16 protein-coding genes are annotated in these 14735 nt (G+C 45.7%); 11 read left to right on the top strand and 5 right to left on the bottom strand.

Going from position 1 to position 14735, the window contains the following annotated elements; all coding sequences use genetic code 11:
• Positions 1-232 precede the first annotated feature (232 nt).
• The 3 genes from priA to AB4503_RS09710 all read left to right on the top strand — a co-directional run bounded on the left by priA (position 233) and on the right by AB4503_RS09710 (position 4341).
• Entirely contained in the window at positions 233-2434 is a 2202-nt protein-coding gene (priA, locus tag AB4503_RS09720) for a primosomal protein N' (protein WP_372114464.1), read from the top strand.
• Positions 2435-2674: 240 nt separating this feature from the next.
• Positions 2675-3679: a DNA-binding transcriptional regulator CytR gene (cytR, locus tag AB4503_RS09715; RefSeq protein WP_017061147.1), complete on the top strand. Its 1005-nt coding sequence runs from the start codon at positions 2675-2677 to the stop codon at positions 3677-3679.
• Positions 3680-3801: 122 nt separating this feature from the next.
• Positions 3802-4341, top strand: coding sequence for an SPOR domain-containing protein (locus AB4503_RS09710; RefSeq protein ID WP_372114462.1), 540 nt, complete (start codon positions 3802-3804; stop codon positions 4339-4341).
• Positions 4342-4449: 108 nt separating this feature from the next.
• On the opposite strand, the gene AB4503_RS09705 is transcribed toward AB4503_RS09710, so the two are convergent.
• Positions 4450-4710, bottom strand: a complete 261-nt coding sequence (locus AB4503_RS09705) for a hypothetical protein (RefSeq protein ID WP_017061149.1) — start codon at positions 4708-4710, stop codon at positions 4450-4452.
• 298 nt (positions 4711-5008) lie between these two features.
• Here AB4503_RS09705 and hslV point away from each other — a divergent pair, with 298 nt between their 5' ends.
• The 4 genes from hslV to rraA all read left to right on the top strand — a co-directional run bounded on the left by hslV (position 5009) and on the right by rraA (position 8621).
• Positions 5009-5557 carry an ATP-dependent protease subunit HslV gene (hslV, locus tag AB4503_RS09700; RefSeq protein WP_004729692.1) on the top strand — a complete coding sequence of 183 codons (549 nt, stop codon included), beginning with the start codon at positions 5009-5011 and terminating at the stop codon, positions 5555-5557.
• Between the two features lie 58 nt (positions 5558-5615).
• Positions 5616-6956, top strand: coding sequence for an HslU--HslV peptidase ATPase subunit (gene hslU / locus AB4503_RS09695; protein WP_017065988.1), 1341 nt, complete (start codon positions 5616-5618; stop codon positions 6954-6956).
• A 155-nt stretch (positions 6957-7111) separates the two neighbouring features.
• Entirely contained in the window at positions 7112-8029 is a 918-nt protein-coding gene (locus tag AB4503_RS09690) for a 1,4-dihydroxy-2-naphthoate polyprenyltransferase (protein ID WP_372114460.1), read from the top strand.
• A 73-nt stretch (positions 8030-8102) separates the two neighbouring features.
• On the top strand, positions 8103-8621 hold the full coding sequence (gene rraA / locus AB4503_RS09685; protein ID WP_017071322.1) for a ribonuclease E activity regulator RraA: 519 nt from the start codon (positions 8103-8105) through the stop codon (positions 8619-8621).
• A 93-nt stretch (positions 8622-8714) separates the two neighbouring features.
• Here rraA and zapB read toward each other — a convergent pair whose 3' ends face one another.
• The gene (gene zapB / locus AB4503_RS09680; protein WP_008219652.1) at positions 8715-8957 is read right to left on the bottom strand and encodes a cell division protein ZapB; all 243 of its coding nucleotides are present in this window, start codon (positions 8955-8957) and stop codon (positions 8715-8717) included.
• A 324-nt stretch (positions 8958-9281) separates the two neighbouring features.
• Here zapB and glpX point away from each other — a divergent pair, with 324 nt between their 5' ends.
• From glpX to AB4503_RS09665, 3 genes are all read left to right on the top strand, one after another.
• Entirely contained in the window at positions 9282-10289 is a 1008-nt protein-coding gene (glpX, locus tag AB4503_RS09675) for a class II fructose-bisphosphatase (protein WP_017061153.1), read from the top strand.
• Between the two features lie 198 nt (positions 10290-10487).
• Positions 10488-11108 carry a metalloregulator ArsR/SmtB family transcription factor gene (locus tag AB4503_RS09670; protein WP_017063674.1) on the top strand — a complete coding sequence of 207 codons (621 nt, stop codon included), beginning with the start codon at positions 10488-10490 and terminating at the stop codon, positions 11106-11108.
• A gap of 122 nt (positions 11109-11230) precedes the next feature.
• Entirely contained in the window at positions 11231-11578 is a 348-nt protein-coding gene (locus AB4503_RS09665) for a DUF3135 domain-containing protein (protein ID WP_017061155.1), read from the top strand.
• Between the two features lie 61 nt (positions 11579-11639).
• Here the strand turns inward: AB4503_RS09665 and AB4503_RS09660 are convergent, their stop codons facing one another.
• Both AB4503_RS09660 and AB4503_RS09655 read right to left on the bottom strand, forming a co-directional pair.
• Positions 11640-12068 (bottom strand): DUF805 domain-containing protein, encoded by a 429-nt coding sequence (locus AB4503_RS09660; RefSeq protein WP_017063673.1) that lies wholly within the window; start codon positions 12066-12068, stop codon positions 11640-11642.
• 45 nt (positions 12069-12113) lie between these two features.
• Positions 12114-12461: a 5-carboxymethyl-2-hydroxymuconate Delta-isomerase gene (locus AB4503_RS09655; RefSeq protein WP_017061157.1), complete on the bottom strand. Its 348-nt coding sequence runs from the start codon at positions 12459-12461 to the stop codon at positions 12114-12116.
• A gap of 249 nt (positions 12462-12710) precedes the next feature.
• Between AB4503_RS09655 and tpiA the strand changes: the two genes are divergently transcribed.
• On the top strand, positions 12711-13481 hold the full coding sequence (tpiA, locus tag AB4503_RS09650) for a triose-phosphate isomerase (RefSeq protein WP_017061158.1): 771 nt from the start codon (positions 12711-12713) through the stop codon (positions 13479-13481).
• Positions 13482-13630: 149 nt separating this feature from the next.
• Here the strand turns inward: tpiA and pfkA are convergent, their stop codons facing one another.
• On the bottom strand, positions 13631-14593 hold the full coding sequence (pfkA, locus tag AB4503_RS09645; protein WP_017061160.1) for a 6-phosphofructokinase: 963 nt from the start codon (positions 14591-14593) through the stop codon (positions 13631-13633).
• Positions 14594-14735 lie beyond the last annotated feature (142 nt).

Genomic DNA, 14735 nt, shown 5'->3' with positions numbered 1-14735 from the left:
ATGAAGCCATACCTTTAAGGCGCAGTATAGTAATGAATCTGTGAAGTAGGATCAACTGATTTGATACATTTTTCGCCAATATCGGCGTTATTTCCTTTGCTGGCTGTGATTCTTGGCTTGGCCCCAACCTCACCCGCTTCTCTGCCACATCACATTCAAACTGCTTCTCGAATTTAACCGCCTTATCCTTTAGACTGTTCGCTCTCGTCAATTCAGATAAAGCCGTCCCTTTATGCGTCCAATGATTGCCCGTGTGGCGCTGCCTGTTCCACTCGACAAGCAGTTCGATTACAAGATTCCAAACCACCTATTCCCGATTATTGGTGGTCGCGTCTCTGTGCCTTTTGGACGACAAACCTTAACTGGGATTGTCACGGCTCTGGTTAACGAATCAGAATTCGAGCTAGATAAGCTCAAGCCCATTAAAGCCTTATTAGACAACCAACCCGTTTGGCCGGAATCTGTCTATTCACTGTTAATGTGGTGCAGTCAGTTTTATCAGTACCCCCTTGGCGAAACCTTTGCTAACGCCCTTCCGAGCGCTCTAAGAAAAGGCAAAGCCGCCGACTTCGCGACGCTGGTTGAGTGGCAGTTAACACCATCAGGCAAAGACCAACTGATGCAAGGTTTTGGTCGCGCGGTCAAACAAGCCAAAGTGATGCACATGCTTGAGCACGGTCCGGTTCCTCATCAAGAGTTCATTGATGAAGAAGTTGGCAGTGCCGTACTCAAAACGCTAGAAGAGAAAGGCTGGATTGAATCAATAGAGAAAAAGCCAAAACGTCAGCCATGGCCAGTTGAACTTGAGAATGACCAAGACAAACCTAAGCTCAATGCCGAACAAGCCATCGCGATTGCGACCGTAAATAGCCAAACCGACTTTGGTTGTTTCCTGTTAGAGGGCGTTACTGGCTCAGGTAAGACCGAGGTTTACCTGAATATGATTAAGCCGATTCTCGATCAAGGTAAACAAGCGTTAGTGCTCGTGCCCGAGATTGGTCTCACTCCTCAAACAATTAACCGCTTTAAGCGACGCTTTAATGTACCTGTTGAGGTTATCCACTCAGGTTTAAACGATTCTGAGCGACTGAATGCTTGGTTATCGGCGCGCGATAAAATAGCGGGCATCGTGATTGGTACCCGTTCGGCTCTGTTCACGCCGTTTGCTGACCTAGGTATTATCATTGTCGATGAAGAACACGATGCGTCTTATAAACAGCAAGATAGCCTGCGCTACCACGCTCGTGATGTGGCGATCATGCGTGCGCACAAAGCGCAGATTCCAGTTGTGTTAGGCTCGGCGACTCCGGCCTTTGAGACGCTGCACAACGCTCAGATCGGCAAATACAGTTATCTCACCCTGACTTCACGTGCGGGTGTCGCACTGCCGACCACCAATAAGGTGTTGGATGTTAAAGGTGAATATCTAGAAAGTGGTTTGTCTGCGTCGTTAATTGCAGAGATGCAAAGACACCTCAAAGCTGGCAACCAAGTGATGCTGTTCCTCAATCGTCGAGGGTTTTCTCCGGCATTAATGTGTCACGATTGTGGTTGGACAGCCGAGTGTAAACGTTGCGATGCTTACTACACCTATCACCAATACAGCAATGAGATGCGCTGCCACCACTGTGGTTCTCAGCAGCATATCGTGCACAATTGCCAAGGCTGTGGGTCTGCAAACTTAGTGACAGTGGGTGTAGGGACCGAGCAGTTAGAAGCTCAACTTGGTCAACTATTCCCTGAATACAAAACCATTCGTATTGACCGCGACAGCACCCGCCGTAAAGGCAGCTTAGAAAGCGCACTCGAGTCGATTCGTAAGGGTGAATTCCAAATTCTTATCGGCACGCAGATGCTTGCTAAGGGTCACCATTTCCCTGACGTGACACTTGTGGCGTTATTGGATGTGGATGGCTCTTTATATAGTAGTGACTTCCGTGCCTCTGAACGTCTTGCGCAGCTATTCATCCAAGTAGCGGGACGCGCAGGACGAGCAAGCAAACCCGGTGAAGTGATCTTACAGACTCACCACCCAGAACATGGGTTGTTGCAAGCCTTGCTACACAAAGACTATAACCACTTTGCTCAGACGGCGCTAGCAGAACGTAAGCAGGCAATGTTACCGCCCTATACCTTTATGACGCTGTTTAGAGCAGAAGCCAATGACACTCGCTTGGTGGAAGAGTTCTTGCGTCAGGTTCGTCACACATTGGAATCGCACCCGCTGTTTGACCAATATTGCATGGTGTTAGGGCCAACCCCGGCTCCGTTAGCAAAACGAGCGGGCAAATCGCGCTGGCAGTTAATCTTACAAACTCAGACGCGCTCGTTAATGCAGAAGCTATTGATGAGTGCCAAGCCGGCCATCAATATGTTACCTGCTGCGAAAAAAGTTCGCTGGTCACTCGATATTGAGCCGCAAGATTTGAGTTAAACCCACTTGGGTTAAAACTAATGATAAGTTTGTTCACAAATATTTCATATTTCTCGTGAGCAACTTCACACTAGTCATGTGATTTTTGTTAATCTAGCCGTAACTTTACACGGATTAAACGAATAAAATATTGCAATAAAAAAAGTGTTAGCAACACTTTCATAATATCTATTCGATTACATTTATTATTCACGCCTTAGATGCTTAGGCGGCAAAGGAACTTAAAAGAGGGTTTAATTTATGGCGACAATGAAGGATGTTGCCCAGCTAGCAGGCGTCTCAACAGCCACGGTATCACGTGCATTGATGAACCCTGAGAAAGTCTCAGTTTCGACTCGCAAACGAGTGGAAACAGCAGTACTTGAAGCTGGATACTCACCCAATACATTAGCTAGAAACTTACGTCGCAACGAATCAAAAACCATCATCACTATTGTTCCTGATATCTGTGACCCTTATTTCGCCGAGATCATTCGTGGTATCGAAGATGCCGCAGTAGAAAATGATTACCTTGTTCTACTGGGTGATAGCGGCCAGCAAAAGAAGCGCGAGTCTTCGTTTGTTAACTTAGTTTTCACCAAACAAGCCGACGGCATGTTGCTGCTGGGTACTGACCATCCGTTTGATGTCAGCAAACCTGAACAAAAGAATTTACCGCCGATGGTAATGGCGTGTGAGTTTGCCCCTGAGCTTGAACTGCCTACGGTACACATCGATAACCTGACCTCTGCCTTTGAAGCGGTGAACTACCTAGCTCAGTTAGGTCATAAGCGTATTGCTCAAATTTCAGGACCAGTATCGGCAACACTGTGTAAGTTCCGCCAACAAGGCTACCAGCAAGCGCTGCGTCGCGCCGGAGTCTCAATGAATCCAGCCTATAGCACGGTCGGTGACTTCACCTTTGAAGCGGGCGCTCAAGCGGTTCGTCAATTACTGGCACTTCCTGAACAACCTACAGCTATCTTCTGTCACAACGATGCGATGGCGATTGGTGCGATTCAAGAAACGAAGAAGCTGGGCTTGCGCGTCCCTCAAGACCTATCGATTGTCGGCTTCGATGACATCCAATTCGCTCAATACTGCGATCCACCGCTAACCACCATTTCTCAGCCTCGTTATGAGATTGGACGCCAAGCGATGTTGATGATGCTTGATCTATTAAAAGGCAACGATGTGCAAGCAGGTTCGCGTCTGCTTGAAGCTAAATTAGTGGTTCGAGGCAGTACAGCGCCACCTCGAATATAACCCTTAGAAATACCCTTATAAATCTGCGGCACATTTTGATGTGCCGCTTCCATTTCTGCACTATTATCCTCGCGCAATCTGGATTACCATGAGGGCAGAATCAGCAACTATTGAATTGTCTTGTGGCTAATAGAGATTATGTAAAGCGCGGTCGTGGCACGAAAAAACCGACCAAAAAACAAGCCCCTCGCCGTAAACCTTGGCGCAGTGGTCTTTTGGCGATCCTCCTTGCCGGTGGTTTTGGTTACGGACTTTACCTATTGAGTAATGATCCTGAGCCGCCTGCACCAGCGCCTGTGGCAACCAAACCAAAACCTAAGCCAAAACCAGCGAAAGTGATTCCGCCGCCTCCTGAAGAGAAGTGGGACTACGTTGAAACGCTGCCAAGCCGCGAGATTGAAGTAAAAGCCAAAGAGCAACAGATCTCTAAGATCCCTTACATCATGCAGTGTGGCGCTTACAAAACCTCGTCGCAGGCAGAAGCACGTAAGTTGGATATTGCCTTCCAAGGTATCTCAAGTGAGATCCGCAAGAAAGATGGCAGTAGCTGGTACCGTGTGGTTTTAGGGCCATACAAGTTGAAGCGTGACGCAGAACGCGATCGCCATAAGCTGCAACGAGCGAAAATTGAACCTTGCGCTATTTGGAAAGACGGGTCTTAATCAACTCAATATATAATAGGGGGAAGAGGATTCCCCCTATTGCTGTTTGAAAGCGTTCAATAGTTCATCGCACAAGCAATACCAGTATGTTAATCAAAAGAGTGCGTTTTAACGAAACTGAGGTACTTGTTCGTAGTACTCAAGCCCAAAGTCAGTCAGGTAGACCTGCTCCTTATTTATCTCGATGTAACCAAAAAAATCCAAGTGCGCTAAAACGTTAGGAAATGGACGTTTAAGAAAAACGTTGACCGAGTTTTTTAGATGTTCTGTTGAACACTCGCCCGCCTCCTGATACATCAGATGATGCAGTATAGACAGCTCATCCAGATCCATATCTCTATTAAAAAAACTGATATTGTCACTATTCATCACACTACTCCTTATGCAGTGAATACCACTGATTAGTGAACATCATTCCTTATAAATCAAACAAAAAGTGTTAACCATTTCACGTTAGAAATTTGTTTTATCTTTTTTTATATTTATCACAAACTATTAACCCACCAACCCTTGCCACACATAGGCTCAACAGGTAATGGATGCTTGAAACAACTGGTAACATTTAGTTTTTTTGATATGGCATACCATTAAAAGTGGCACTTGAATTCATGATAGTGGAGCCACATATAAGTAGTAACCATAAATAATAATCAAAAGAGGTCGACTCGTGACTACCATTGTATCTGTACGTCGTAATAATAAAGTCGTCATCGCGGGTGATGGACAAGTATCTCTGGGCAATACAGTAATGAAGGGCAACGCCCGTAAAGTACGTCGCCTATACAACAACAAAGTACTGGCCGGTTTTGCTGGCGGTACGGCTGATGCTTTCACGCTATTCGAAAAATTTGAAAGCAAGCTGCAAATGCACCAAGGCCATCTCACCAAAGCGGCAGTTGAGCTAGCGAAGGATTGGCGTAGCGACCGTGCTCTACGTAAGTTAGAAGCACTGTTAGCAGTAGCGGATGAGACCGCTTCACTGATCATCACAGGTAACGGTGACGTAGTTCAACCTGAGAACGACCTGATTGCGATCGGTTCGGGCGGAAACTTCGCTCAAGCAGCCGCTACTGCGCTATTAGAAAATACTGATTTAGATGCGCGTGAAATCGCAGAAAAGTCGCTGAACATTGCAGGCGACATCTGTGTCTTCACCAACCATCACCACACTATTGAAGAACTAGAAAGCACCGTTGAGCTGCCAAAGCCAGAGTAACGACCGCTTCCATCAATAACGTTGTATTCAACAGTGATTAAAGAATTAAGGAAAAACCATGTCTGAGATGACTCCTCGCGAAATTGTTCACGAACTCAATCGCCACATTATCGGCCAAGACAACGCTAAGCGCTCAGTGGCTATCGCTCTTCGTAACCGCTGGCGCCGTATGCAGCTTGAAGAAAGCCTACGTGTTGAAGTATCGCCAAAAAACATCCTGATGATTGGCCCAACGGGTGTAGGTAAAACTGAAATCGCTCGCCGCCTAGCGAAATTAGCAAACGCGCCTTTCATCAAGGTAGAAGCGACTAAGTTCACCGAAGTGGGTTACGTTGGTAAAGAAGTTGAAACCATCATCCGTGATCTAACGGACGTTGCGATCAAGATGACGCACCAACAAGCGATGGAAAAAGTACAATACCGCGCTGAAGAACAAGCTGAAGAACGCATTCTTGATGCCCTTCTACCACCAGCGCGTGATGCTTGGGGTCAGAACGAGCAATCAACTGAAGACACAACCTCTTCAAACACTCGTCAGATTTTCCGCAAGAAACTGCGTGAAGGTAAGCTAGATGACAAAGAGATTGAAGTTGATGTAGCCGCACCGCAAATGGGCGTTGAAATCATGTCACCTCCAGGCATGGAAGAGATGACAAACCAGCTGCAAGGCATGTTCCAAAACCTAGCGGGCGACACCAAGAAAAAGCGTAAGATGAAAATCAAAGACGCATTCAAAGCACTGACGGAAGAAGAAGCTGCGAAGCTTGTGAACCAAGAAGAGCTGAAAGAGAACGCGATCTTCAACGCTGAAAACAACGGCATCGTATTCATCGATGAGATCGACAAAATCTGTAAGCGTGGCGACAGTTCAGGCCCAGATGTATCTCGCGAAGGTGTTCAGCGTGACCTACTGCCTCTTATCGAAGGCAGCACAGTATCAACCAAGCACGGTATGGTTAAAACTGACCACATCTTGTTTATCACATCAGGCGCATTCCAAGTGGCTAAGCCATCTGACCTGATCCCTGAGCTACAAGGTCGTCTACCAATCCGCGTAGAACTTGAAGCACTATCAGCACATGACTTCAAACGCATCCTAACTGAGCCAAAAGCATCTCTAACAGAGCAATACATTGCCCTAATGAAAACAGAAGATGTCAGCATTGAGTTCACTGAAGATGGCATCAACCAGATTGCGGACGCAGCATGGCGCGTAAACGAAACCACTGAGAACATCGGTGCGCGTCGTCTACACACGGTAATGGAGCGTCTAATGGATGAAATTTCATTCGAAGCAACAGACAAAGCTGGCAGCAAGCTTGTTATTGATGAAGCTTACGTAACGTCGAAACTTGGTGAGTTCGTAGAAGACGAAGACTTAAGTCGCTTCATCCTGTAGCACACCAAACTCCAACTTATTGCTCTATCTCAAAGAAATAGCAGCTAATAAGCGAATTCAAGGCCCACTTTCGAGTGGGCTTTTTATTACCCGAAAAATGGGCGTATACTCAAATCACAGTATGAAACGAAGACTTACAAAGAATTAGACCTACGATGAAACAATCTCTACTGATTTGGCTTGATGCCGCACGACCAAAAACTCTGCCTCTCGCACTTGTCTCTATTCTTACAGGAAGTAGTTTAGCGTTCGCCGGTGGTCAGTTTTCTTTATCAATAGCATTACTGGCTTTTTTAACCGCCACCCTATTACAGATTCTATCGAACCTCGCCAATGACTATGGCGACGCCATAAAAGGCACAGACAACGAAAACCGTCTGGGGCCTACACGTGCCATGCAATCTGGCGCGGTAACAGCGAAAACCATGAAGCAAGCGATCATCCTCAACATCGTGTTTACCGTGATTGCCGGGCTGATTCTTATTTTTCATTCGCTGAGCTCGCTCGAAAGTATCTTATCTTTCATTGCGTTAGGCGTATTGGCCATTGTTGCAGCCATCGCTTACACCGTCGGTAACAAACCTTATGGCTATATTGGCCTTGGTGACTTATCGGTGTTTATCTTCTTCGGTTTGTTAGGTGTTTCAGGGACTTACTTCTTACACACTGGCCATGTTGAACCAAGCCTGTTTTTGCCTGCTTTAGGCTGCGGACTGATGGCGGTGGCGGTACTCAATATCAACAACATGCGTGATATCGAAAACGACAGCGAATGCGGTAAGCGCACCATGGCGGTTCGCCTAGGACAGCGCAAAGCCAAGCACTATCATTTTGCACTGCTTGGCCTCGCCCTTGCGTCTTTCGCTATCTACCTACTTATTCAAGACAAACCGGTCTGGATCAGCCTGCCGTTTTTACTGAGCATTATTATCGTTTATAAGCATGGTAAGGCTGTTTGGGAAACCGAAAAACCAGCACAGATCGCACCAATGATGCCTGTGATTGTGAAATGTTCATTGGTGACTAACCTATTGTTTGCAGGGGTTGTCGTAGCTCAAACTCTATTGAGTTAATTGAGACTAATCATTGCAAAGGGATCAAGCACCGATATACTCAAAGTAAGCTCATTGTTCAAAAGGTATACGAATGGAATACAACACTTCAGCACTGTGCGACATATATTTGGATCAAGTTGATGTCGTGGAGCCAATGTTCAGCAACTTCGGTGGACGTGCATCCTTCGCAGGACAGATCACGACATTAAAGTGTTTTGAAGATAACGCTTTAATTCGCTCCGTATTAGAACAAGATGGTCTAGGGCGTGTACTGTTAATCGATGGTGGCGGATCACTACGCAAAGCGCTGATCGATGCTGAAATTGCCTTACTTGCCGAAGACAATGAGTGGGAAGGGATTGTAGTTTACGGCTGCGTTCGTGAAGTCGATGAGCTTGAAGACATGAACCTCGGCATCCAAGCCTTGGCTTCTATCCCTGTAGGTGCGAGCCAAGAGGGTGTCGGTGAGTTAGACGTTCCTGTGAACTTTGGCAGCGTGACCTTCTTACCCGAAGATTACCTCTACGCAGACAACACCGGCATCATTCTTTCAGCAGAACCTTTGGACGTAGAACTCGATCTGGATGTTGAAGAAGAAGAGGTCGAGTAATTCACTCAGCTTTGAATAATAAAACAAAGATTAAGAACAAACAAAAACGCCCGCTACTGAGTAGCGGGCGTTTTTTTAAACCTGAAGAGTCGATTACTCTACTTCATCCATTTTACCAAGAAGGTTACGGATGCGATCTTGCCATGCTGAATGCTCTTCCTGCATTTGCTGAGTTTTTTGCTCTAGCTCGTGACGGCTTGCTTTAAGCTCACCAGCTTCTGTTGCTAGTGCTTGTTTCTCTTCTTTAAGCTCTTCCACTTCCATTTGAAGAAGTGCAATTGTATCTACTGCTGTTTGAATTTTTGCTTCTAGCTGCTCTAGTACTTCAAAAGACATTCTGGCCTACCTTTAAGTTATCCGTTTGATGGTGAAGGTTCACTCCACTTATTTCCCCATTCTACTCAGCAGAGCAAGGATAAACACTCAATATATTCGATATTTTGCGCCATTCGATGAAAAAAACAGCACTTTTTACCGAATATTGACGTGAACGATTACCGCCACAACGGCAAACCGATTATTTTGATGAATAATAACTGTTTTCCACTGCGAATTGATCGAGAGCAATCTCCAAAAAACAAAAAGGCAAACGTTTCCTTTTGGATATGGTAAAATTCGCCGCGAAATTTCTATTCCCCCTTTGAAAATTTTGGAGTCCGCATGAAACGCGATTTAGCAATGTCATTCTCTCGTGTCACAGAAGGTGCAGCACTAGCTGGTTACAAGTGGCTTGGCCGTGGCGATAAAAACGCTGCAGATGGCGCTGCTGTAGAAGTAATGCGTAGCCTATTAAACAAAACCGAAATTAGCGGTGAGATTGTTATCGGCGAAGGTGAAATCGATGATGCACCTATGCTATACATCGGCGAAAACGTAGGTGTGGGCGGCGACGCTGTCGACATCGCAGTTGACCCAATTGAAGGGACACGCATGACAGCAATGGGCCAATCAAATGCATTGGCTGTATTGGCTGCGGGCGAAAAAGGCAGCTTCCTTAAAGCGCCTGATATGTACATGGAAAAGTTGGTTGTTGGCCCTGGCGCTAAAGGCGTGATTGACCTAGAACTGCCACTAACAGAAAACCTAGAAAACATCGCTAAAGCACTAGGTAAAACACTTGATACTCTAGTCGTAACCACGCTTGCTAAGCCTCGTCATGATCAAGTCATCGCCGACATGCAAGCAATGGGCGTTCGTGTATTTGCTGTGCCAGACGGTGATGTTGCGGCTTCTATCTTAACCTGTATGCCAGACAGTGAAGTAGACGTCATGTACTGCATCGGCGGCGCACCTGAAGGTGTGGTCTCGGCGGCGGTAATTCGCGCACTCGACGGCGACATGCACGGTCGTCTTCTACCTCGCCACGAAGTGAAAGGCGACACAGAAGAGAACCGCAAGCACGGTGAACTTGAACTTGAGCGCTGCGCAGAAATGGGCGTAACGGCGGGTATCGTATTGAAGATGGAAGACATGGCACGCAGCGACAACGTTGTATTCTCAGCAACAGGCATCACTAAGGGTGACTTGCTAGAAGGTATTTCTCGTCAAGGTAATATCGCAACCACAGAAACCCTGCTTATCCGTGGCCGCTGCCGTACAATTCGCCGCATCAAATCTATCCACTACCTAGAGCGTAAAGATCCAGAAGTAGTAGGTCATATCCTGTAAGCCTAAATTCGGTGAAACAGAATATTCCAAGGCTGATACCTAGTCTCAGCCTTTTGTTTTATTAGCGCACCAGAATCTGACCATGGCAGCCAATAGAGTAAAACGCTATCTATAGAGTAAATTATCATCAATATAGTAAATGGTTTGCTTTATAAACACCTTGCCTCATAATAGTAAGGTTCATTAGGTAGGGATAGTATGAAAACAAGCGACAGAATCTTACAGACCATTAAGCGTCAAGGCGCGGTAACCGCGAAACAACTGTCAGAAGAATTTGGCATGACGACAATGGGGGCAAGGCAACATCTGCAAAGCCTGGAAGATGACGGTATTCTTGCGTTTCATGATGTGAAAGTGAAAGTGGGTCGCCCGACTCGCCACTGGTCCCTGACTCAACAGGGTCATAACCAATTTTCAGACCGACATGGTGAACTCACCATTCAAGTGATTGATGCTGTCGAGAATCTATTTGGTAAAGAAGGGCTGGCTAAGGTTGCTGCCGAGCGTGAACAACACACTCTTAAGCAGTATCAAACTGCGCTGTCTGGCTGTGATTCACTCATCAGCAAGCTTAAAAAACTCACCCAGCTTCGTGAAGACGAAGGCTACATGGCTGAGCTTCAAGAGCATGATGATCACTACATCTTAATTGAGAACCACTGCCCTATCTGTAAGGCTGCAACTCGCTGCCCTAGCCTGTGCCAATCTGAGCTCAACGTGTTTACTGAGTTACTAAAAGATGAGTGTCACGTGAGCCGTACAGAGCACATCATTGCTGGCGAACGACGCTGCACTTACACCTTAACACCCGCCCTTTGATTGCAAAGGTAATCGGCTAATACCGTCTCAATATTGAGAAAATACAAATAGATTAAAATTTGTACAGATTTCTTTCTTAAGCTTAGAGCATATGAAACACGCTTAATGCTAAGGAAGGAATGATGGCGCATCCACAACCCGCTCAAAAACTGCCACCCTTTGATGAACTTGTCCAACTCGCGAAAAGCGACCCGAAAGCATTCAATCAATTCAAACACGAGATGTGCGAACAGATGATTTGTTCGGCTTCAGACGTGATGCAAGACCGACTTCGTGCGCAGCAAAGTCACATCGACTTAGTGGTTAGCCGTTGTAAAAACCCACACCACGCCAATGTCGTACTCATGCAAGAGCTGCGCTGTCAGGTCTGTAAGTTCCAAGATGCACTCGAAGGGCGCTGCGGCTTTGAAGAATCTCTGCCTGAAAATGTCGTGCCTTTTAAGCCGAATACCGAACCTAAAATGTACTGAAATTAGCAAAGCACTAAAAAGAAAAAGGGAGCGTAATGCCCCCTTCTTATTGGTTCGCTGTTCAATATTTACATGGGTCTTCGCCGTAGTCATTACGGCCTTCTGTACCTTTCAACAAACCACACTCAATCAGAATCCAGAAACCACACACTAATGCCGCGACGGTTGCCGCCATATGAATTGGCGATACCGGCTCTGTCGTCGTTGCAACCATTGGCGAAGCTAAACGACCCAATACTAATGGCACATTCAATAGTAGCCAGTAATTAGACTTATTGCGGTCGTGCCAGCGCTTAGCGGTTACCGCAAGGTCTGGGATCACAAGCATCAATAGGATGATTGGTAGCAGGATATAAGAGTAAGCAGGGAACAACACAGAGATACCTGAAGCAAAACCGGTAATCGCTATGTAGTAGAAAACATTCCAAATCCAGTAAGTCTTACGACCAATTCTCCCCTTGAAAGAGAGCAGTAATTCTTTCATCGACATCTTAAATACTCAAATTTATACGCCGCTAAAAGTCAGCAGCAATGGTTAGTTTATTACTTTTTGAAAGCAACTTTTATCCATATCACGAATATTCACCGTTAAGCTTCTTACATGACTTGCTTGTTCTTGCAGGATCTGCATTAACGATCGTGACAATTCTCGCTTTTGCTCTTCCGTTCGTCCCGAAAGTAACTCAAAGCTGATATGAATAAAGTCTACACTATCTTCCTCATCACCGACCAACCAATTATGGCAACGCAGTGAACGAGATTTCACTGATGGCACATCAAACAAGCCACATGTGAGAGCGACTTGGTGGAGATCTTCCAGTAAGCCTTGGATATTTACTCGCTCATCCACTGAATTGGAGTACTCTAGAACTAGATTCGGCATTGTTACTTCCTGTTGTTAACGCAATCGTTTGTCCCTTAATAACAACTAACGATGAAAAATCCGAGAAGTTAGCTATTATTCTGTCTGCCGGATCACTGATATATGCTCAAAATCTACTCTGACCATTGAGTAAGATCCAAGAAAGTCATGACCACAGTCATGATCTGTTGATATTAATCTGTTATATTATTTCGTAATAAAGTTTACTTTTTTACATTCGATTTATTTAAATACTTTGGAGATATTCCTATGCGTCATCCTGTAGTTATGGGTAACTGGAAACTAAACGGCAGCAAAGAAATGGTTGTTGATCTACTAAACGGTCTTAACGCTGAACTTGAAGGCGTAACAGGCGTAGACGTAGCAGTTGCTCCACCAGCACTTTTCGTTGATCTAGCAGAGCGTACGCTTACTGAAGCGGGCAGCGCGATCATCCTAGGTGCTCAAAACTCTGACCTAAACAACAGCGGTGCATTCACTGGCGACATGTCTCCAGCAATGCTTAAAGAGTTCGGCGCATCTCACATCATCATCGGTCACTCTGAGCGTCGTGAATACCACAACGAATCAGATGAGTTCGTAGCTAAGAAATTCGCATTCCTAAAAGAGAACGGCCTAACTCCAGTTCTTTGTATCGGTGAATCTGAAGCACAAAACGAAGCAGGCGAAACTGTTGCAGTATGTGCTCGTCAACTTGACGCTGTTATCAACACTCAAGGTGTTGAAGCTCTTGAAGGCGCTATCATCGCTTACGAACCAATCTGGGCTATCGGTACTGGTAAAGCAGCTACAGCTGAAGATGCACAACGCATCCACGCTCAAATCCGTGCACACATCGCAGAGAAATCTGAAGAAGTTGCTAAGAAAGTTGTTATCCAATACGGCGGTTCTGTTAAGCCAGAAAACGCAGCAGCTTACTTCGCACAACCAGACATCGACGGTGCTCTAGTTGGCGGCGCAGCTCTAGACGCGAAAAGCTTCGCAGCTATCGCTAAAGCAGCAGCTGAAGCAAAAGCTTAATTTAAACCTCACCGTTTAGATTAGATGAAAGGTCAACTTAGGTTGGCCTTTTTTATTACCTGTCGTTTCTGAAACCCAAACGGCAGGCACAAAAAAACCGCTGAATAATCAGCGGTTTTTAAATTCTTTAAGAGAACGCTAAGCGTGGCTTAGAACAACTCTTCTGCAACGCGGAACAGCTCAGAACGGTCTGGGTTCTGCATGTTCTCGATACAATCGATGATGTCGTGGTGAACAAGTTCTTCTTTCTCGATACCAACACAACGACCACCGTGACCTTCTTGAAGAAGGTGAACAGCGTAGTTACCCATACGAGAAGCCAATACACGGTCAAATGCAGTAGGACGACCACCGCGTTGGATGTGACCAAGAACCGTTGCACGAGTTTCACGACCTGTTGAAGATTCGATCTCTTTAGCCAGTTCGTTAGCATCCATCATTAGCTCAGTTAGAGCGATGATTGCGTGCTTCTTACCTTTCGCAATACCATCTTGGATGTTGCTGATAAGCTGTTCTTTATCTAGGCCAGTCTCTGGAGTAATGATGTACTCACAACCACCCGCGATTGCTGACATAAGCGTAAGGTCACCACAGTGACGGCCCATGATTTCAACAATAGAAATACGTTGGTGAGAAGAAGACGTGTCACGTAGACGGTCAATTGAATCAATAACAGTGTTAAGCGCTGTTAGGTAACCGATTGTGTAGTCAGTACCCGCGATATCGTTATCGATTGTGCCTGGAAGACCGATACATGGGTAACCCATTTCAGTCAGCTTCTTAGCACCCATGTAAGAACCGTCACCACCGATAACAACAAGTGCTTCGATACCGTGCTTCTTAAGGTTCTCAATGCCTTTCTCACGAACAGCAACGTCTTTAAATTCAGGGAAACGTGCAGAACCTAAGAAAGTACCACCACGGTTGATCACGTCAGATACGCTTGAACGGTCAAGCTTTTCGATACGGTCTTCAACAAGGCCTTGGTAGCCATCGTAAATACCGTAAACTTCAATGCCAACTGATAACGCAGTACGAACAACGCCGCGAACTGCTGCGTTCATACCTGGAGCGTCACCACCACTGGTCAAAACACCGATCTTCTTAATCATGCTCACCCTCGATTTTTGGGAATCTATTATTCAATTCTTGTTCTTGCTGATTGTATATCAACAAGATTTTAAATCTATATTTGTGCGTTATGTTACATTTCCTCAACAGGAATAGCACTCAAATCGCGTAAAATTATGTAAC

The organism is Vibrio sp. 10N.222.55.B11, from assembly GCF_041473705.1.
In the GTDB taxonomy this organism is placed as follows: Bacteria; Pseudomonadota; Gammaproteobacteria; order Enterobacterales; family Vibrionaceae; genus Vibrio; species Vibrio crassostreae_C.
The sequence above is the reverse complement of the archived record's forward strand: the minus strand, read 5'-3'. Positions and strand labels throughout refer to the sequence as shown.

Excerpts from the sequence above, each read along its gene's own strand:
- priA (WP_372114464.1), top strand. The coding sequence starts at position 233 with ATGCGTCCAATGATTGCCCGTGTGGCGCTGCCTGTTCCACTCGACAAG.
- cytR (WP_017061147.1), top strand. The coding sequence starts at position 2,675 with ATGGCGACAATGAAGGATGTTGCCCAGCTAGCAGGCGTCTCAACAGCC.
- AB4503_RS09705 (WP_017061149.1), bottom strand. The coding sequence starts at position 4,710 with ATGAATAGTGACAATATCAGTTTTTTTAATAGAGATATGGATCTGGAT.
- hslU (WP_017065988.1), top strand. The coding sequence starts at position 5,616 with ATGTCTGAGATGACTCCTCGCGAAATTGTTCACGAACTCAATCGCCAC.
- AB4503_RS09690 (WP_372114460.1), top strand. The coding sequence starts at position 7,112 with ATGAAACAATCTCTACTGATTTGGCTTGATGCCGCACGACCAAAAACT.
- rraA (WP_017071322.1), top strand. The coding sequence starts at position 8,103 with ATGGAATACAACACTTCAGCACTGTGCGACATATATTTGGATCAAGTT.
- zapB (WP_008219652.1), bottom strand. The coding sequence starts at position 8,957 with ATGTCTTTTGAAGTACTAGAGCAGCTAGAAGCAAAAATTCAAACAGCA.
- glpX (WP_017061153.1), top strand. The coding sequence starts at position 9,282 with ATGAAACGCGATTTAGCAATGTCATTCTCTCGTGTCACAGAAGGTGCA.
- AB4503_RS09670 (WP_017063674.1), top strand. The coding sequence starts at position 10,488 with ATGAAAACAAGCGACAGAATCTTACAGACCATTAAGCGTCAAGGCGCG.
- AB4503_RS09665 (WP_017061155.1), top strand. The coding sequence starts at position 11,231 with ATGGCGCATCCACAACCCGCTCAAAAACTGCCACCCTTTGATGAACTT.
- AB4503_RS09660 (WP_017063673.1), bottom strand. The coding sequence starts at position 12,068 with ATGTCGATGAAAGAATTACTGCTCTCTTTCAAGGGGAGAATTGGTCGT.
- AB4503_RS09655 (WP_017061157.1), bottom strand. The coding sequence starts at position 12,461 with ATGCCGAATCTAGTTCTAGAGTACTCCAATTCAGTGGATGAGCGAGTA.
- tpiA (WP_017061158.1), top strand. The coding sequence starts at position 12,711 with ATGCGTCATCCTGTAGTTATGGGTAACTGGAAACTAAACGGCAGCAAA.
- pfkA (WP_017061160.1), bottom strand. The coding sequence starts at position 14,593 with ATGATTAAGAAGATCGGTGTTTTGACCAGTGGTGGTGACGCTCCAGGT.